At 62.8% G+C, this 16287-nt stretch carries 20 protein-coding genes and 1 tRNA gene; 11 read left to right on the top strand and 10 right to left on the bottom strand.

Annotated elements, in window-relative coordinates:
- Position 1: 1 nt before the first annotated feature.
- The 3 genes from CWE16_RS12050 to CWE16_RS11505 are packed head-to-tail and all read right to left on the bottom strand — an operon-like array spanning position 2 to position 1654.
- Entirely contained in the window at positions 2-163 is a 162-nt protein-coding gene (locus CWE16_RS12050; protein WP_161567589.1) for a hypothetical protein, read from the bottom strand.
- Complete coding sequence (gene cbiE / locus CWE16_RS11500) at positions 160-1443, bottom strand: precorrin-6y C5,15-methyltransferase (decarboxylating) subunit CbiE (protein ID WP_131595549.1); 1284 nt, start codon at positions 1441-1443, stop codon at positions 160-162. The genes CWE16_RS12050 and cbiE overlap by 4 nt, the downstream gene beginning before the upstream one ends.
- A 13-nt stretch (positions 1444-1456) precedes the next feature.
- Positions 1457-1654, bottom strand: coding sequence for a helix-turn-helix domain-containing protein (locus tag CWE16_RS11505; RefSeq protein ID WP_131595551.1), 198 nt, complete (start codon positions 1652-1654; stop codon positions 1457-1459).
- A 95-nt stretch (positions 1655-1749) separates the two neighbouring features.
- Here CWE16_RS11505 and CWE16_RS12335 point away from each other — a divergent pair, with 95 nt between their 5' ends.
- The 6 genes from CWE16_RS12335 to ribD all read left to right on the top strand — a co-directional run bounded on the left by CWE16_RS12335 (position 1750) and on the right by ribD (position 6833).
- Entirely contained in the window at positions 1750-2019 is a 270-nt protein-coding gene (locus CWE16_RS12335) for a hypothetical protein (RefSeq protein WP_236629719.1), read from the top strand.
- A 4-nt stretch (positions 2020-2023) separates the two neighbouring features.
- Positions 2024-2290 carry a hypothetical protein gene (locus CWE16_RS11515; protein WP_131595553.1) on the top strand — a complete coding sequence of 89 codons (267 nt, stop codon included), beginning with the start codon at positions 2024-2026 and terminating at the stop codon, positions 2288-2290.
- Between the two features lie 63 nt (positions 2291-2353).
- Positions 2354-2614, top strand: coding sequence for a DUF3764 family protein (locus CWE16_RS11520; protein ID WP_131456548.1), 261 nt, complete (start codon positions 2354-2356; stop codon positions 2612-2614).
- A gap of 56 nt (positions 2615-2670) precedes the next feature.
- Complete coding sequence (locus tag CWE16_RS11525; RefSeq protein WP_131595555.1) at positions 2671-5169, top strand: GH116 family glycosyl hydrolase; 2499 nt, start codon at positions 2671-2673, stop codon at positions 5167-5169.
- Positions 5170-5208: 39 nt separating this feature from the next.
- Positions 5209-5709: a DUF3122 domain-containing protein gene (locus CWE16_RS11530; RefSeq protein ID WP_201738000.1), complete on the top strand. Its 501-nt coding sequence runs from the start codon at positions 5209-5211 to the stop codon at positions 5707-5709.
- On the top strand, positions 5706-6833 hold the full coding sequence (gene ribD / locus CWE16_RS11535) for a bifunctional diaminohydroxyphosphoribosylaminopyrimidine deaminase/5-amino-6-(5-phosphoribosylamino)uracil reductase RibD (protein WP_131595557.1): 1128 nt from the start codon (positions 5706-5708) through the stop codon (positions 6831-6833). Before CWE16_RS11530 ends, ribD begins: the two co-directional genes overlap by 4 nt.
- On the opposite strand, the gene CWE16_RS11540 is transcribed toward ribD, so the two are convergent.
- The gene (locus tag CWE16_RS11540) at positions 6820-7563 is read right to left on the bottom strand and encodes a potassium channel family protein (RefSeq protein WP_131595559.1); all 744 of its coding nucleotides are present in this window, start codon (positions 7561-7563) and stop codon (positions 6820-6822) included. The two genes, ribD and CWE16_RS11540, sit on opposite strands and share 14 nt — an antisense overlap.
- An 84-nt stretch (positions 7564-7647) precedes the next feature.
- Here CWE16_RS11540 and ftsH point away from each other — a divergent pair, with 84 nt between their 5' ends.
- From ftsH to CWE16_RS11560, 4 genes are all read left to right on the top strand, one after another.
- Positions 7648-9528, top strand: coding sequence for an ATP-dependent zinc metalloprotease FtsH (gene ftsH / locus CWE16_RS11545; protein WP_131456280.1), 1881 nt, complete (start codon positions 7648-7650; stop codon positions 9526-9528).
- A 52-nt stretch (positions 9529-9580) separates the two neighbouring features.
- Positions 9581-10537: an ornithine carbamoyltransferase gene (argF, locus tag CWE16_RS11550; protein ID WP_131595561.1), complete on the top strand. Its 957-nt coding sequence runs from the start codon at positions 9581-9583 to the stop codon at positions 10535-10537.
- Positions 10538-10607: 70 nt separating this feature from the next.
- Positions 10608-11231 (top strand): transcriptional repressor LexA, encoded by a 624-nt coding sequence (gene lexA, locus CWE16_RS11555; RefSeq protein ID WP_131595563.1) that lies wholly within the window; start codon positions 10608-10610, stop codon positions 11229-11231.
- A gap of 92 nt (positions 11232-11323) precedes the next feature.
- A tRNA-Ala gene (locus CWE16_RS11560) sits at positions 11324-11396 on the top strand.
- 621 nt (positions 11397-12017) lie between these two features.
- Here the strand turns inward: CWE16_RS11560 and CWE16_RS11565 are convergent.
- From CWE16_RS11565 to CWE16_RS11575, 3 genes are read right to left on the bottom strand one after another with little or no spacing between them, the layout of a single operon-like run.
- Complete coding sequence (locus CWE16_RS11565) at positions 12018-12290, bottom strand: hypothetical protein (RefSeq protein ID WP_131595637.1); 273 nt, start codon at positions 12288-12290, stop codon at positions 12018-12020.
- A gap of 5 nt (positions 12291-12295) precedes the next feature.
- Positions 12296-12484 (bottom strand): DUF3721 domain-containing protein, encoded by a 189-nt coding sequence (locus CWE16_RS11570; protein ID WP_131595565.1) that lies wholly within the window; start codon positions 12482-12484, stop codon positions 12296-12298.
- Positions 12485-12528: 44 nt separating this feature from the next.
- Positions 12529-13230: a DUF305 domain-containing protein gene (locus CWE16_RS11575; RefSeq protein WP_443081614.1), complete on the bottom strand. Its 702-nt coding sequence runs from the start codon at positions 13228-13230 to the stop codon at positions 12529-12531.
- 58 nt (positions 13231-13288) lie between these two features.
- Here CWE16_RS11575 and CWE16_RS11580 point away from each other — a divergent pair, with 58 nt between their 5' ends.
- Positions 13289-13666 carry a MerR family transcriptional regulator gene (locus CWE16_RS11580; RefSeq protein ID WP_236629720.1) on the top strand — a complete coding sequence of 126 codons (378 nt, stop codon included), beginning with the start codon at positions 13289-13291 and terminating at the stop codon, positions 13664-13666.
- Between the two features lie 24 nt (positions 13667-13690).
- Here the strand turns inward: CWE16_RS11580 and CWE16_RS11585 are convergent, their stop codons facing one another.
- From CWE16_RS11585 to CWE16_RS11595, 3 genes are read right to left on the bottom strand one after another with little or no spacing between them, the layout of a single operon-like run.
- Entirely contained in the window at positions 13691-15121 is a 1431-nt protein-coding gene (locus CWE16_RS11585; RefSeq protein WP_131595569.1) for a multicopper oxidase family protein, read from the bottom strand.
- Entirely contained in the window at positions 15121-15876 is a 756-nt protein-coding gene (locus tag CWE16_RS11590; protein ID WP_131595571.1) for a MauE/DoxX family redox-associated membrane protein, read from the bottom strand. Before CWE16_RS11590 ends, CWE16_RS11585 begins: the two co-directional genes overlap by 1 nt.
- On the bottom strand, positions 15869-16279 hold the full coding sequence (locus CWE16_RS11595; RefSeq protein WP_236629721.1) for a DUF411 domain-containing protein: 411 nt from the start codon (positions 16277-16279) through the stop codon (positions 15869-15871). The genes CWE16_RS11590 and CWE16_RS11595 overlap by 8 nt, the downstream gene beginning before the upstream one ends.
- Between the last annotated feature and the right edge of the window lie 8 nt (positions 16280-16287).

The raw sequence follows: 16287 nt of genomic DNA on the forward strand, positions 1-16287 counted from the left end.
GTCAGCCGAAGAAGCCTTTGGATTGCAGAAACAGGCCGATGGCCAGCAGCGGCCCGAAGCCAGCGATCAACAGGGTGATCTTCATGCGCAGGGGGGACACCTGACGGTCTTTCTGGAGTGGCATGGCGATCGCTGCGGACGTGGCTTCGATTCTGCTGCTCAAGGCCCTGGAAGGCTGCCTTTGAGCACCAGCACCGGATTCATCGGCGCCAGCCGGGTGCCATCGCTCAGGGGCTGACCACGCCAGGCTTGGTGCTGACTCACCCTCACCTTCAGGCCTGCGCGCTCCAGGAGTGCTCGCAAATCCGCCAGGGCTTCGAGGGTGGCCAGGGGGATCACTACCACGCCGCCGGGGTTCAGCCGCTGCAGCACTGCATTGAGTAAGGCGGCGCGATCCTTGCCTCCACCGCCAACTAGCACCCGGTCGGGGCGTTGCAGGGGCTCCGGGAGCGCAGCGGCGGTAGCCTCGCCGCCTTGCAGCAGGGCCAGGGCATCGCCTTCCAGCACGGCCGCAGGGCGCACTCCCAGCCGCTCGGCATTGGCTTGGATCAAGGGCGCACCGCCGCCCCGTCGTTCAATCGCCAGGAGCTGGAGGCCTGGCTGTAAGCGCAGCGCCTCCAGGCCAACGCTGCCGGTGCCGGCTCCAAGGTCCCAAAGCACCCCTGTCGCCGGCAGCTCCAGCTCGGCCAGCAGCTGGATGCGCACCTCCCGTTTGGTCATCAGCCCCGGGCGGTCGTCGTGTTGCAGGAACACGCCGTCATCTAGGCCAAAGAGGGGTAAGGCCTCTGGCTCCGGGGCAGGAGCCTCGCGCGCCAGCAACACCACCAAGTGCAGAGGATGGAGATCAGCGGGGGTGAGATCCGTGGGGTCGAGCTGGCGCACATGCTCTTCGGGGTGCCCCAGTGCTTCGAACAGCCAGAGCGCATAGGCCGTTTCCAAGCCGCTGCTGTGCAGGACTCCTCTCACCTCATCGACGCCCCCGCGACTGGGATCGGTGAGGACCGCCAAGGCCTTGGGTCGTTGCTGCAGCCGCTGCATTAGCGCCATCGGGTCACGCCCATGCAGGCTGAGCCACTGGGCGTCCTGCCAGGGACGACCGAGTCGGGCGAAGGCCAGTTGCAGGGATGACGGGGCTGGATGGAAACGAAGCTTCGTCGGCCCCAGACGTTCGATCAGGGTGCGGCCGATGCCGAACCAGAGCGGATCGCCACTGGCCAGCACGACGGAACGGACCTGGATCGATTGCTCCTGCAGGGTGTCGCAGAGGCTGAGCGGCGCATCGCTCGCGATCAATTCCGCGCCGTTTTCACTCCCCAACCAACGGGTGAGTGCTGGGTGCAGACGCCGGGGTGCGGCGATCAACGCAGCTTCACGAAGCAGTTGCTGCTGCGGCGCCGCCAGGGTGGCGGGTGCGCCGGCATCGGTGCCGATGACCTCGATCATGAGGTCATTGTGATCAGGCGGCCGCCAGAAGGGTGTCCCGTGGTGACTCCTCAAAATGCTGGCGGTAGATGGCCGCAAAGTTCCCGCGGCTACGGAAGCCAAAGTGTTGAGCGACCTCGCTCACGGAATGCAGCTTCGCTGCCGCTCGTGTGGCTGGAGAGCGCAGCATCCAGTTCACCTGCTCGAGCCGGATTGATCGCAGCAGCTCCATCGGGCCCAGCCCGTGCAGCTGGACCCTTCGGCCAAGCAACACCTGCAGGCGCTGCTTGGAGGTACGTTGACGCCCTGTTGATCGGCTCCGACGCGATGCGTCTGTTTTTGGCCCCACTGCTGTTTGCCCTGATGGCAGGGTCGCCGGCGCTTGCTTTCAACGACTGCACGCAGATCCGCCGATTGATGCAGTCCATGGGGGCCTCGATGGCGCGCAACCGCGCCCTGATCGCGGAGTCCCAGGCCTCAGGGAAGAATCCAGCGCGGGCGGAGCAGGCCAGTCAGATGTTGACGCGACAGACCAGCGGCTACCGGGAGCTTCGAGCTGACTACGAAAGACTGAACTGTCGTCATCCCCAGGAATGAGCGCATGGCAAGGGATCGTCGTGAACGCTTGCATGAGCTCCTTCTGGCGCTGATTGCGCAGCAGTCGGATCTTGAACTGATGGATGCCGAGGGACCTGCCGGCATCAGCACCAGCTCGAGTGGGGAGGCCCCTGCGGATGCCGCCCGCTGGTTGGATCGCAATCGCCGGGTTCTGCAGCGCTATCAGGCTCTGGTGCGCACGGCGGTGACCTTGGATACTTTGCTCGATGCGGAAACCACCGCTGGCTCAGAGGTGAACGATGGCTTCTGACCGGCCCTTCTGACAATCAGTGATAAGTTCCGCGCGTTTCATGCGCTCAGGCATTCGCTGATGATCGAAACCCACGTGCTCACGTTCACGATTAACAAGAGCTTTGCTGAATGGGTGGCGACCTATGACGCCTCGAAGCCATTGCAGGCAGCGGCTGGCATTACCTCCTTGTATCGGGGCGTGAGCAAAGAGGATCCCACCAAGGTTTGTGCTGTGATGCAGGCCGAGCCCGGGGTGATGGAAGCGTTTATCAGTGATCACGCTGAGCTGGTTGCTTCCTCGGGCCATGTTCTGGAGAGCACGGTGAGCCAAGTGTTCATCTGAGCCCCTCTGGCTTGTCGCCTCAGCTCTGGCAGGCTGGGGCGACTTTCTGCCTCTCCATGGCCCCGCTCGGACTCTCTGCTCTGCGTTCGCTGCTGGGCCGTCGCAAGCAAGCCAAGCGTTGGCAGCCGCCCCAGGCGAGCTGGAGCCGGCCGTTTGGCCTGGGCTGGACCAACCCCTACACGGTCCGTTATGCCAGCAACCTCGACGATGGCCCCAACCACGGCATGCCCCTGGGGGGCTTTGGTGCTGGTTGCATCGGCCGGGCACCCGATGGAACGATCAACCTCTGGAACCTCGATGGCGGAGAACACTGGTTCGGTGTGCTGCCCGATTGCCAGTTCGCCCTGTTTGAAAGCAACGGCAGCAGCACGAGGGCCCATGCGCTGGCGGTCAAACCGGAGGAAGATGCTTCCCGTGTTGGTGGCGGTGAGCCCCTAGCGGCGTGGGATTGGTATCCCGCCAGCACGCCCGAGCGCAGCACCGGGACCTATGCCGCCCGCTACCCCCTGAGCTGGACCAGTTACGAGGGCGTGTATGACGCCGAGGTGCGCTGCGAAGCCTTCAGCCCCATCGTGCCGGGGGATTATCAGCGCACCAGCTACCCGGTGGCTGTGTTCGTGTGGACCTTGCGCAACCCCACCACCAAGCCGTTGGATCTGTCGTTGCTGTTGAGCTGGCGCAACACCACCGGTTGGTTTACCAACACCGATGCTTCAGCTGAGGTGCACTTCCGGGACGACGGCAGCCCTGAGCACAACTACGCACCGGCGATCGGCATCACCGATGGGCAGCGCAACCGTTGGGTCGATGACGGCGACCTGAAAGGTGTCGTACTGGAGGGCAACGTCTCCACTCCGATCGCCGAAGGTGAGGGGCAATGGTGCATTGCCACGTCTGATCAGCCAGGGGTGACGATTCAGCGTTGCAGCCGCTGGAATCCCCACGGCGATGGCAATGAGCTGTGGAGCCATTTCAGTGCCGACGGCTCCATTCCCGAGAGCAACAACGATCGCCGCAGCGGAAAGAACGATCCCGTCAGCGCGGCCCTCGCTGTGCAGTGTCAGTTGGCGCCGGGCCAAAGCATCGAGATTCCGGTGGTGATCAGCTGGGATCTACCGGTCACGGCCTTTGCGACAGGAAGCAGTGCCCTGCGCCGCTACACCGATTTCTTTGGCGCTGAAGGCAACCAGGCGGCGGCGGTGGCTGCTGAAGCGCTGCGGGATTGGTCGCAGTGGAAGCAGCAGATCGAGGCCTGGCAGCAGCCGGTGCTGGAGCGCAGCGATCTGCCGGAGCCGCTGCGGATGGCTCTGTTCAACGAGCTTTATGACCTCTGCAGTGGCGGAAGCCTCTGGACTGCGGCAACGCCTGAGGATCCCCACGGTCGTTTCGGAGTGCTCGAGTGCCTCGATTACGCCTGGTACGAAAGTCTCGATGTGCGTCTGTATGGCTCCCTAGCGCTGCTGCAGCTCTGGCCGGAACTCGATAAGGCGGTGCTGCGCAGTTTTGCTCGGGCGATTCCAGCGGCGGATGCCACCCAGCGGCCGATCGGGTGGTACTTCACCCAGGGCAAGGGCCGGGTGGAGGCTGACCGCAAGGTGAAAGGGGCGACCCCCCACGATTTGGGGGCACCGAATGAATGTCCGTGGGATGCGACCAACTACACCGCCTATCAGGATTGCAATCTCTGGAAAGACCTGGCCAGCGATTACGTGCTGCAGGTCTGGCGCACGTTCAAGCTGGCCCCGAGCGGTGAAGACATCAACTTTCTGGCCGAGTGCTGGCCATCGGCGGTGGAAGCGCTGCGCTATCTGAAAACGTTTGATGCCAACAACGACGGTCTGCCTGATAACGGTGGTGCGCCGGATCAAACCTTCGATGACTGGCCGCTTCAAGGGGTGAGTGCCTACTGCGGTGCGCTCTGGATTGCGGCCTTAGAGGCGGCCCTGGCGATTGGCCAGACCTTGCAGCTCGCAACCGGTGTGGATACGTCAGCGGAGCAGCGTGAGTTCAGCGGTTGGCTTGAGCAGTCGCGCAGCAACTTCGATCGTTTGCTGTGGAACGGGGAGTATTACGACATTGATGCCGAGAGCGGCACGCCAGTGGTGATGGCCGATCAGCTCTGCGGTGATTTCTATGCGCGCCTGCTGGGGCTGGAGCCGGTGGTGAGTGAGGCCAACAGCCGCAGCACGCTCAAGGCCGTGAAGGAGAGCTGCTTTGAGAAGTTCCAGGGCGGCAGCCTTGGGGTGGCCAATGGCCTGCGCCGGGATGGCACACCCCTGGATCCCAATGGCACCCACCCCTTGGAGGTGTGGACGGGCATCAACTTCGGCATTGCCAGCTATTACCGCCTGATGGGTGACACCAGCACGGCCCTGGCGATCACCTCAGCGGTGGTGAACCAGGTGTATGCGGGCGGGTTGCAGTTCCGAACCCCAGAAGCGATCACGGCGGTGAACACCTTCCGCGCCTGCCATTACCTGCGGGCGATGGCGATCTGGGGCCTGTGGGCGACCCATACCGATTGGCAGCAGATTCCTGGTGCGCATCGGTCCTGAAGTTCAGCACCGATGATGGCAGCAGCACCCCCGGGTCTGATGCATCTGCTGCGCCGTTTACTGGTTTCACTGTTGGCTGCTGTGTTGCTGCTGCTCGTCACCCCTGGGGTGGCGATCGCGCAGGTGCACGAACACCAGGATGAAAACGGGGCACCAATGCTGCGCAGTCTCGAAAGCCTGCGCGATCTCGATTACCAGAGCTGGCAGGCGGTGGCCTATCGCACCGGAACCCCTGGCAATCCTGTGGTGCTGCGGATTGTGGGTTATCCCGGCAAATTGCGCCTCGAACATCCCGCCCCCCTGCTCGTGCAGGCCGGTGTGAAGGAGTGGCAGCTCGACGACATCACCCTTGAGAATCCTGTTCTGGCCAGTGATGGCCGGGAGGCGGCAGCCGAGTTCGCCCTCGACCCCCTGCTCAACGATCTCAGCAACAACCGCCCGCTGCGTTTGTTCCTTCCTGGTGTGTTCAATGAGCTGCCGGTGCCTCCCTACGTGGTGGGTGAATGGCGTGAGGTGCAAACGGAGCCCCTCGGTTCATGAGGGCGGTCGCTGACTCTGATCAGCGCTGGATTCCCTGGATGCGCCGGGCCTTGCAGCTGGCGGCCTTGGCCGATGGTCACACCAGCCCCAACCCCTTGGTGGGCGCGGTGGTGCTCGATCCCTCCGGCGCGTTGGTGGGAGAGGGGTTTCATGCCCGGGCTGGTGAACCCCATGCCGAAGTGGGGGCCTTGGCCCAGGCCGGAGAGCGCGCGAAGGGCGGCACGCTGGTGGTCACCCTCGAGCCCTGCTGCCATCACGGCCGTACCCCTCCCTGCAGCGACGCCGTCATCCAGGCAGGGATCGCTCGGGTGGTGGTGGCGCTGACCGATCCCGATCCCCGCGTTGCCGGTGGTGGTTTGCAACGGCTGCGCGATGCCGGAGTGGAGGTGCTCTCCGGAGTGCTGGAGGCCGACGCTGCCCACCAGAACCGCGTCTTCGTGCACCGCGTGCAGACCGGACGCCCCTGGGGCCTTCTCAAGTGGGCGATGAGCCTGGATGGCCGCACGGCGCTCCCCAGTGGAGCCAGTCAATGGATCAGCGGGCCTGCGGCACGCGCCTGGGTGCATCGCCTGCGCGCCCAGTGTGATGCCGTGATCGTGGGGGGCGGCACCGTGCGCGCCGATGATCCCCTGCTCACCAGCCGCGGACTGCGCCAGCCTGAACCCTTGCGGGTGGTGCTGAGCCGCAGTCTTGATTTGCCCGATCAGGCCCAGCTTTGGGATCAATCCGTCGCTCCCACCCTGGTGGCCCATGGAGTCGCTAGCGACGGAGCCGACAGCGAGCGCGCCCAACGGCTGGACGCCCTTGGCGTGGCCGGCGTGACGCTCACGGCCTTGCAACACTGCGAGCCTCAACAACTCCTGGAGGTGCTGGCGGGCCGTGGCTGCAACCGGGTGCTCTGGGAGTGCGGCCCTGCCCTGGCCGCTGCTGCGTTGCAGCAGGGCTGCGTGCAGGAGCTGGCGGTGGTCGTTGCTCCCAAGTTGATAGGTGGCGCGGCGGCCTGCACTCCCCTCGGCGAGCTGGGTTTCACGGCGATGGATCAGGTGATTTCCCTTCAGCAGATTCGCCACAGCTCCCTGGCGGAGGACTGGCTGCTTCAGGCGCTGCTCCCTACAGATCGCTGAGGTCGTTCTCCGAGCTCTCATCTCGTTCCTCCACATCGCCGGTGTAGCGACTGATCAGCACCCCCATCACAACCGCAAGGTAGAGAGGCCCCACGATGCTGGTGGTGACCGAAAGCATCCGCGACAGGGGCAGCATCGGATTGATATCACCGAATCCCACGGTTGTGAGGCACACGAAGGCGAAGTAATTGAGCTTGGCGAAGATGCCCGGTGTCATCAGCACGCTCAAATCACCCCCGAGCTGCGAAGCCGTCGGTAGATCCAGGGGCTCAAAGCTGCCCGGCTGGATCGTTTCCACGGCACTCATCACCAGGCCTGAGGTCAGCCCCAGCAGCAGATAGCCGGCAGCGGCACCCATCAACATCCCGGCGGTCACGCGCTTCTCCTGGGAGAGGCGGTCGACGAGCCGCACCACGCTCCAGCCCACCAGCAAGCTCCAGCTGAGCACCAAGGGCACTCCGGTGTTCACCATCCGCAAAGGAGTGATCACCCAGATCCACTGGGCGGCAAGGGCAATCACCCCGAGCAGGCGGTAAAGCCGATCCCAACGGCTCAGACGCGGCTTGCGAATCATCACCAGCTGGGTGAGCAGCAAGGCGATCAGCGAATAGCCAACCGTGCCCAGCCATGACAGCTGCGGAAAGGCGAAGCTCACCAGCACGAGCAAACAGAGGCTGAGCAGCAGCTCATAGATCAGTTCCCGACGTCTCAGGGCTCGAGCTGAAGGCATCGTCTCGTTCGGTTCTCCGCCCTCTCAGGGCGACCAGGCATGAAATGACGGCCTTAGTTTGGTGCCCTAGACGGAACCTGTCTCATGCCGATCCGCGAGGACGACAACCGACCCAACCGGCGCTTCGGGATCATCAACCTTGTGTTGATCGGTTTTGGGGTGCTGTTGCTGTTCAGCAGCTTCATTCCCAATCCCGGTATGCAGGTGCCTCGCGTGCCGTACTCCCTGTTCATTGATCAGGTGAATGACGGTGCCGTGAAACGCGCGTTCATCACCCAGGATCAGATCCGCTACGAGTTGGCCAACCCCGAGGAGGGTGCTCCGGCCGTGCTGGCCACCACGCCGATCTTCGACATGGATCTGCCCCAGCGCCTGGAGAGCAATGGGGTCGAGTTCGCAGCCGCTCCACCCAAGAAGCCCAATATCTTCACCACGATCCTCAGCTGGGTTGTCCCACCGCTGATCTTCATCCTGGTGCTTCAGTTCTTCGCCCGCCGCTCCATGGGTGGTGGTGGTGCTCAAGGTGCCCTGAACTTCACCAAGAGCAAGGCCAAGGTGTATGTGCCCGATGAGCAATCCCGGGTGACCTTCAATGATGTGGCTGGTGTTGATGAGGCCAAGGACGAACTGACAGAGATCGTTGATTTCCTCAAGACTCCAGAGCGTTACGCCGAGATCGGCGCTCGCATTCCCAAAGGTGTGCTGTTGGTGGGGCCTCCAGGCACCGGCAAGACCCTTCTATCCAAGGCTGTCGCCGGTGAAGCAGGCGTTCCCTTCTTCATCATCAGCGGCTCGGAATTCGTCGAGTTGTTCGTGGGTGCCGGTGCCGCCCGGGTCCGCGATCTGTTCGAGCAGGCCAAGAAAAATGCTCCCTGCATCATCTTCATCGACGAGCTCGATGCCATCGGTAAGAGCCGTTCCGGTTCGATGGGTGTGGTCGGCGGTAATGACGAACGCGAGCAGACCCTCAATCAGCTGCTCACCGAAATGGACGGCTTTGCTTCCAAGGACAAGCCCGTGATTGTGCTGGCGGCCACGAACCAGCCCGAAGTGCTCGATGCCGCCCTGCTGCGTCCTGGCCGCTTCGATCGGCAGGTGCTGGTGGATCGTCCGGACCTGTCTGGACGCAAGACGATTCTTGAGATCTATGCCAAAAAAGTGAAGCTCGCTGATGGGGTGGATCTCGATGGCATTGCCCAGGCCACCAGTGGTTTTGCCGGCGCCGACCTTGCCAACCTGGTGAATGAGGCGGCACTGCTGGCGGCCCGTGCCAAGCGCACCAAGGTGGAGCAGGAGGATCTCGGCGAGGCGATCGAGCGCGTGGTGGCCGGCCTTGAGAAGAAGAGCCGTGTGCTTCAGGCTGATGAGAAGAAGGTGGTGGCGTATCACGAGGTCGGCCACGCGATCGTCGGTCACCTGATGCCTGGAGGCAGCAAGGTGGCGAAGATCTCGATCGTGCCCCGCGGGATGAGCGCCCTGGGCTACACCCTGCAGCTCCCGACCGAAGAGCGCTTCCTCAATTCCCGCGAAGATCTCGAGGGTCAGATCGCCACGCTGCTGGGAGGGCGTTCAGCAGAGGAAATCGTCTTCGGCAAGATCACCACGGGTGCAGCCAACGATCTGCAGCGCGCCACCGACATTGCCGAACAAATGGTCGGCACCTATGGCATGAGTGACACCCTCGGCCCTCTGGCCTACGACAAGCAGGGTGGTGGTCGCTTCCTCGGCGGCGGCAACAATCCACGCCGCACGGTGAGTGATGCCACCGCCCAGGCCATCGATAAGGAAGTGCGGGCCCTCGTGGACAACGCCCACGACACCGCCCTGGCGATCCTGCGTCAGAACATGGCCCTGCTCGAGACCATTGCCCAGAAGATCCTCGAAAAAGAGGTGATCGAGGGCGACGAGCTCAAGGAGATGCTGGCCGCCAGCGTGTTGCCTGAATCCGCTGCGGCTAGCGCCTGACACTTGACGAAAGGGGCTCTGATCCCCGATAAAGCTCCTTTGAAACCCAGTCATGGTTGCCTCCGCTCAGGGTGTCGCCTCTGTTCTCTCGCCCCTGAGCGGCCGTGACTTCCTCTCGTCGGCCGATGCGACGGCCGAGCAGACCGCAGCCCTTCTTCAGCTGGCTCTTCAGCTCAAGACTGGTGACCGTCGTATTGACCTAGGCAACCGGGTGCTGGGGCTGATCTTCACCAAGGCCTCCACCCGCACTCGGGTGAGTTTTCAAGTGGCGATGGCCCGCCTCGGCGGCCAGACCGTGGATCTCAATCCCCAGGTGACGCAGCTGGGCCGCGGCGAACCGTTGGAAGACACGGCGCGGGTGCTCAGCCGCTTCTGCGATGTGCTGGCGATCCGCACCTTCGCTCAGCAGGAGTTGGTGGATTACGCCTATTGGGCTTCGATTCCGGTGATCAATGCGCTCACCGATCTGGAGCATCCCTGCCAAGCCCTGGCGGATTTCCTCACCATGCAGGAAGCCTTTGGCGATCTGAAAGGACAGACCCTCGCCTATGTGGGCGATGGCAACAATGTGGCCCATTCCCTGATGCTCTGCGGTGCGCTCCTGGGCGTGAACGTGCGGATCGGTTGCCCTGAGGGATTCGAGCCGCTGCCTGGTGTGCTTGACCAGGCCAGGGCGCTGGCGGTGGATGGCGCGGAGATCAGCGTCACCAGCGATCCCGTCGCTGCGGTGCGCGGAGCTCAGGCGCTTTACACCGATGTGTGGGCGTCCATGGGGCAGGAACAAGAACAGGCGGAACGGGAGCGCGCCTTCCAGGGCTTCTGTCTCAATGAAGACCTGCTGGCGGAGGCGGATGCCCGCGCGATCGTGCTTCATTGCCTGCCTGCTCACCGCGGTGAAGAGATCAGCGCCGGGGTGATGGAGGGTGAGGCGAGCCGCATCTTTGATCAGGCGGAAAATCGCCTGCATGCGCAGCAAGCGTTGCTGGTGGCTTTGATGGGCGGCCTCTGAGCCCTTGATCCCTTGAGGGGCTTGTCAAACAACCAGGGCGCCGGTACAAATGTATTGACGACCATTTGTCTTGCCGGTGCCCACTGGATCCCCCGAGCCCCTCACATCTGCTCAGCAGGAGCTTTACGACTGGCTCGCTGATTACATCGGCAGTCACCATCACAGCCCCTCCATTCGCCAGATGATGCAGGCCATGGGGTTGCGATCTCCCGCTCCTGTGCAGAGTCGCCTGCGTCATTTGCAGCAGAAGGGATGGATCACCTGGCAGGAGGGTCAGGCGCGCACACTGCAACTGCTCGGAGGCATGGCCTCCGGTATTCCGGTGCTGGGGGCCGTGGCGGCCGGTGGGTTAGTGGAAACCTTCGATGATGTGCAAGAGCGACTCGACCTGGCGCCGCTGCTGGAAACCCGTGGACTGTTTGCCCTCACGGTGAACGGCGATTCGATGGTCGAGGCGCACATCGCCGACGGTGATGTCGTGCTGATGGAGCCCGTGACCGATCCCGGCAGGTTGCGGCAGGGGACCATCGTGAGCGCCTTGGTGCCTGGTAGCGGCACCACCCTCAAGCATTTCCATCGTGATGGCGGCATGGTGCGTCTCGAGGCAGCGAATGCCGCCTATGAGCCGATTGAGCTGCCAGCCGATCAGGTGCAGGTGCAGGGCAAGCTCATGGCGGTCTGGCGCCAGGTTTAGGCCTTGTCCGTCCAGGTCACGGGGTCTGGCCTGCGGCGGTGTAAGCTTCGACACGACGAATGGACAGGTCTAAGGGCTTAACCGACGTCATTGGGGCCATAGCTCAGCTGGTAGAGCACCTGCATGGCATGCAGGGGGTCAGGAGTTCGAGTCTCCTTGGCTCCATCCAGAGAACCCAGGTTTTGCCTGGGTTTTTTTGTGGCTGGCGCAGCTTGGGCAAGGGCTCGGATCCATCCTGGTGAACTCCGCTTCTCTGTTTGGCGCCTGTTTGGCGCATGACACCCCGGTAGCACTTGGTGTGAGATTCGCCCGCTGAGCATCAGGACGGAGCACGGCAAAAGCTTGAGCATGCGCGAAATCGGGACGTGCAAGCGCAATTCCATCGGCTGATTCAGCTCACCAGCATCTGGGAGGACCGCACTCGCAGCCGCGTGGTGCTGCCTCTGGTATGGAAACACCTAAACAGCTCTGCAATCTCCCGGGCGCCGGGCCAGCGGGGGTAGTGCACTTCACGGCCTTAGGGACCCACAAAGTCGCCAAGGTTGCCTGGAGAGTCCTAGAGGCCCAAACGCGGCACCAGGCGGCCTCAGGACAAACCCCTTGCGCCGTCTGGCTTTCCATCAGGCTAACGATCCAACCCTGATCGACTGACACATCCATCGGGTGACGGATGCTGTGCTTGAACTTTTTCGGCTTCCTTTCCGCCCGAAGAGTTGGAAAGTTAGTGCTAGCGAGCGATCTCAACATAACCCCAAAGCCAGCGCCTAGAGCCAATGGTGAGGTTCTCTACACGCGTTTAGCTCGGGACAACAAGAGCCCTAACCCGGAGATGATCACCACCAGGGTGGAGATGCCCAGCAGTATGGAGTAGTAGGGCTGCAGATTCACTGGCCCGAAGCGGCCGGTGTGAACCTTGATCAGCCAAAAGGCGTCAATTCCCTGCTCCAACAAGAAGCTGTAGAGCGAGCCGCTTGCGGCGGTGAGCAACAGCGGTAACGCTGCCAGAGGAACGAGCAGCCGATGCAGCCGTCGAGCCCGGTGTTGCAGGGAGCGGGAGATGGGAGTCACTCCTTGCGCAGCTCTTTGTGCAGCATTGCTTCATCGCTGCAGGGCATCCAGCGGCCGTTGTTGTCGTGGACCCCATCACAGCCGAGCTGCTTGGCCCGTTGCTCGGCCTCAGCTCTGGTCGAGTAGAGCCCCTTGGAGTGGGCCCAGCTGTCTTGAGGCTGAAGCAGCGTGGCGCTGAGCAGCATCACAGCTGCGATGGAACGCTGGAGAAAAGTGGGGAATGTGGTGATCACAGCGAAAAGAGAGCGTCGTACTTGTAGTAGGCCGGCTTGTTGAGACCGTCACGCTGGAGCATGCGGCGCAGTTCGATGATTTCGCTGCGCTGGGCCACGATGATCTCGCGGGCCAGCCGCAGGATTGTGATGTTGGTGGATTTTCTCAGGGCATCGTGGGCCATCTCCAGCGCACCGCCGTGGTGCTGAATCATCCCCTCCAGAAACCAGTTCACCCGGGTGGCAGGGCTTGGGGCTGATCCGCTCATCTGCATTGCGCTGATCTGCGCGGTGCTCATGCGTCGAAGGGCTTCCAGGCTGTTGGGATTGCCGCCGGGAGGCAGCATCACCGGGTAAACGGGCGCCTGTGGATACCAGGCCTTGCGCCACTGCCGCATCGCCTTGATTTCATTGGCCTGCTCATCCCAGATGCTGTTGGCCAGGGCTCCCACTCCCGGTGAACCGATGTTGAATACGAATTCACTCATGCGCAGCGCACCGGTGTGGTGCTGCACCATGGCGTCGATCCAGCGCAGGTCGTAGGTACTGCCTCCAGGGCCCACCGAATGGTCATGCCCTTGGTGCTGCAGCTGGCTCGGTTGCGGTTGATGGTGGTCGTGGTTGTGATCGTGACCTGAGTGATCCATCGCTGGCTGTGCCACGGCCCCGGCCGGCAGCCAGAGGGAGGCGAAGGCAACCAGGGGAAGTAGACGACGCAAGTCGAACAGTGCGAATGGAGGTATTTTTGAGTCTCCTCTTGCGGGAGAGTCAATCCCCGTGACCGCTGCTGGCGCGTTGCTCAAGATTGGTGCTGTGGCCGAGCGCAGCGGTGTTTCGGTTAAAACAATCCGCTTCTACTGCGACCAGGGCCTGCTCAAGACGGTGACGCGCTCTGATGGGCGCTACCGCCTGTTCGACGACTCGGTGTTTGCCGAGCTCGCCCTGATCCGTCGTCTGCGAGCTATGGATCTGCCGCTGGCGACAGTGGGAACTGTGCTCAGTGCGCGGCGATCCGGCACTTGCTCCTGCAACGATCTCCAGGCATCGATCCGAGGAAAGCTCACCGAGATTCAGCAGCGTGTGAACGAACTGCAGACCCTGGAAGTCGAACTCAACACGATGCTGAACAGCTGGGAGCCTTGCGGCGGACGTTGATGAGTTGTGCGAGCAGCGCAGTTGTCAGCCTTCGATCAGGATGTTGCCCATCATGCCGAGCTCCTCGTGATCGAGGATGTGGCAGTGATAAACGCTTTTGCCTGCAAAGTCGCTGAAGCGGGTCCGCACGCGCACGGTTTCTCCAGGGCGCACGAGCACCACATCGCGCCAGGCCCGGTAGGCCTCAGGCCTGTCATTGCGGCTGACCACCTGCATCGGATTCACATGCAGATGGAAGGGGTGATCCATCACGCCTGTGTTCACCAGCTCCCAGTCCTCTGTGTCTCCCAATTGCACGCGTGTGTCGATGCGCGCATGGTTGTAGCTCTGTCCGTTGAGCAGAAAGGCCATGCCCATTCCTGGCGCCATGCCGTGATTCATCACAAACCTGCGCGTGCGCACCGGGCTGGGGAGCTCCTCCACCGCTAAGAGCTGCTGCGGCAGGGGCTGCGGCGCGACAGCCCCAATGGTGGTCACCGTTGCGATGACGTCAGCTTGTCCCTGACTAGAACCCGCTCTCCCCATGCCCATGCCGCCCATCCCTGGTCGGCCCAGACGCCTGTAGGGGAGCCTGTTCAACCGAAACCGACCACCCTTGGGAGTTACCTGCACCAACACATCGGCGCGTTCTCCAGGCACCAGCAGTAACTCCTGCAGCGGCACCGGTTCCTCCAGGGCACCACCATCGGTGGCGATCAGATGCATGGTGTGTCCTTCCAGCGCCAGTCGCCAGAAGCGGGCATTGGAGGCGTTGAGGAGGCGCAGCCGCAGCAGGCCGCCGGCTGCAACCTGCAGCTCGGGGTTCACCTGGCCGTTCACGCTCAGAACCGAGCCTTCGCGCCCAAGCATCACTCCAGAGCCGGAGCGCTCGTTGGCGGCCGGAAGATCCTTGAGCACCAGAACTTCCTCCTGGGCAGCCTGCACTTCAGGGTTGCGATCGAGATCTCCTCTCACCAGCAGCGCGCCACCCAGACCACCAAAGACCTGGTCAGCGACAGTTCCATGGTGATGGGGGTGGTAGTGGAACAACCCAGCCGGGTGATTAGCCGGCAAACTGAAGCTGTAGCTCTGCTGCTGGCCAGGAGCCACCCTCAGGAACACATTGTCGGCTGTTCCATCTGGTGGAATGTGCAGGCCGTGGTAGTGCAGATTCGTTGGCTGATTCAGGCGGTTGTGCAGATGGATCCGCACCGCATCACCAGGCTGCAGCTCAATCTGGGGGCCGGGGAGTAAGCCGTTGTAGGTGAGCGCCCGCCCTGATGTGCCAGGGATGCGAATGGCCGTTTCCTGTGCCACCAGATCCAGCTCCAGCACACCCGCCTTGGAGCGCACCACCGATGTTGTCGCCGAACTGATGTTTCGGCGCGGACCTGCGCTCCAGCCAGAACGGAGAGCCGTGGCTGAGGCCACCGCAGCGCCACCGGCTGCCAGGGCGAGAAAGGAACGGCGGTTCATCAAAGCCCACTCCCCGATGCCTGAACCATCACTGCCTGGATCAACATCGCCAGGCCCATCAGCCCCATGATCAGATTCTCAGCGAAGCTCACCACCCCGAGCGGAGTGCGTGAGTTGCCGCCCACACAGGCACAGTTCAGGGCCAGGTGATCCACGAACACGGCTTTGCCCACAGACACCATGCCCATCGCGCCGAGAAGGAGTGCTGTCACGCCAATCACCGCTTCCAGGCCTATACGTTCCGCTGATTGCAGCATTCCAAGCCCCACCAAGAGCTCCACACTTGGATAGAGCTTTCCCCAGGCCGGCCAACGCTGCGTAAACAGGTCGTATTTGCTGAAGCTTGCTGCGAATGCCGCAACATCCATCAGCTTGAGCATCGCCAACAGGCAGATCGTCAGGCCCATGAAGCTCCGGATTCCGCCTCCCAGTGCCAGGTTGATCAACAGAGCGCTGAGGAACACAGCGATCACCGGCGCGTAGGACTCCTCTGCTGTTTCGGCGGTGACACCAAGCCGTTTCGCCAGCTCGGTGTAGCCACCAATCCGCTCCGCGCCGGCAAACACCTGCGGCGTGGTGGTGACACCATGGGCATGCTTGAAGGCTTCCACCTCTGCCTGGCTGCGCAGAGGATAATCCTCAAATGGAATCCCTTCGGCGCGCAGGAGCTGAAGCGCACGCTGCCCCCACGGACAGGCATGCTCGGGCGTCTCCATCCGGTAGAGGCGCACGGCACTGAGTGCCGGCTCAGCCATCACCCTTCACCGTCTGGAAGGCTTGGGTTCGGCCGGATTCGGTGAACGTGAACACCGTGTAGCTCTCCTTCTTGGACGGTGATTCCATGCCGGGCGATCCGAGCGGCATGCCGGGTACAGCAATCCCAGCTACCTGCGGTCGTTCCTTCAGCAGCCGCTGAATTGTCGATACCGGAATGTGCCCCTCAACGGTGTAACCGCCAATTCGGGCGGTGTGACAGGACTGCAGCAGCGAGGGGACGCCGTAGCGCTGTTTGACGCTCGCGAGGTCGCTCGTCACGTAGTCCTTCACCGTGAAGCCGGCTTTTCGGAGGTGCTCCAGCCAGCCTTTGCAGCAGCCACAGCTGGGGGAGCGATAGGCAGAAACCACCACAGGCACAGGCATGGCGGCGACTGGAGTCATCAACACAG

Source organism: Synechococcus sp. BS55D, from assembly GCF_004332415.1.
Classification (GTDB): Bacteria; Cyanobacteriota; Cyanobacteriia; order PCC-6307; family Cyanobiaceae; genus Synechococcus_C.

What these genes read in the sequence shown, in the direction of transcription:
- cbiE (WP_131595549.1), bottom strand. Translation starts at nt 1,443, where the DNA reads ATGATCGAGGTCATCGGCACCGATGCCGGCGCACCCGCCACCCTGGCG.
- CWE16_RS11505 (WP_131595551.1), bottom strand. Translation starts at nt 1,654, where the DNA reads ATGGAGCTGCTGCGATCAATCCGGCTCGAGCAGGTGAACTGGATGCTG.
- CWE16_RS12335 (WP_236629719.1), top strand. Translation starts at nt 1,750, where the DNA reads ATGCGTCTGTTTTTGGCCCCACTGCTGTTTGCCCTGATGGCAGGGTCG.
- CWE16_RS11515 (WP_131595553.1), top strand. Translation starts at nt 2,024, where the DNA reads ATGGCAAGGGATCGTCGTGAACGCTTGCATGAGCTCCTTCTGGCGCTG.
- CWE16_RS11525 (WP_131595555.1), top strand. Translation starts at nt 2,671, where the DNA reads ATGGCCCCGCTCGGACTCTCTGCTCTGCGTTCGCTGCTGGGCCGTCGC.
- CWE16_RS11530 (WP_201738000.1), top strand. Translation starts at nt 5,209, where the DNA reads ATGCATCTGCTGCGCCGTTTACTGGTTTCACTGTTGGCTGCTGTGTTG.
- ribD (WP_131595557.1), top strand. Translation starts at nt 5,706, where the DNA reads ATGAGGGCGGTCGCTGACTCTGATCAGCGCTGGATTCCCTGGATGCGC.
- CWE16_RS11540 (WP_131595559.1), bottom strand. Translation starts at nt 7,563, where the DNA reads ATGCCTTCAGCTCGAGCCCTGAGACGTCGGGAACTGATCTATGAGCTG.
- ftsH (WP_131456280.1), top strand. Translation starts at nt 7,648, where the DNA reads ATGCCGATCCGCGAGGACGACAACCGACCCAACCGGCGCTTCGGGATC.
- argF (WP_131595561.1), top strand. Translation starts at nt 9,581, where the DNA reads ATGGTTGCCTCCGCTCAGGGTGTCGCCTCTGTTCTCTCGCCCCTGAGC.
- CWE16_RS11570 (WP_131595565.1), bottom strand. Translation starts at nt 12,484, where the DNA reads ATGCTGCTCAGCGCCACGCTGCTTCAGCCTCAAGACAGCTGGGCCCAC.
- CWE16_RS11585 (WP_131595569.1), bottom strand. Translation starts at nt 15,121, where the DNA reads ATGAACCGCCGTTCCTTTCTCGCCCTGGCAGCCGGTGGCGCTGCGGTG.
- CWE16_RS11590 (WP_131595571.1), bottom strand. Translation starts at nt 15,876, where the DNA reads ATGGCTGAGCCGGCACTCAGTGCCGTGCGCCTCTACCGGATGGAGACG.
- CWE16_RS11595 (WP_236629721.1), bottom strand. Translation starts at nt 16,279, where the DNA reads ATGACTCCAGTCGCCGCCATGCCTGTGCCTGTGGTGGTTTCTGCCTAT.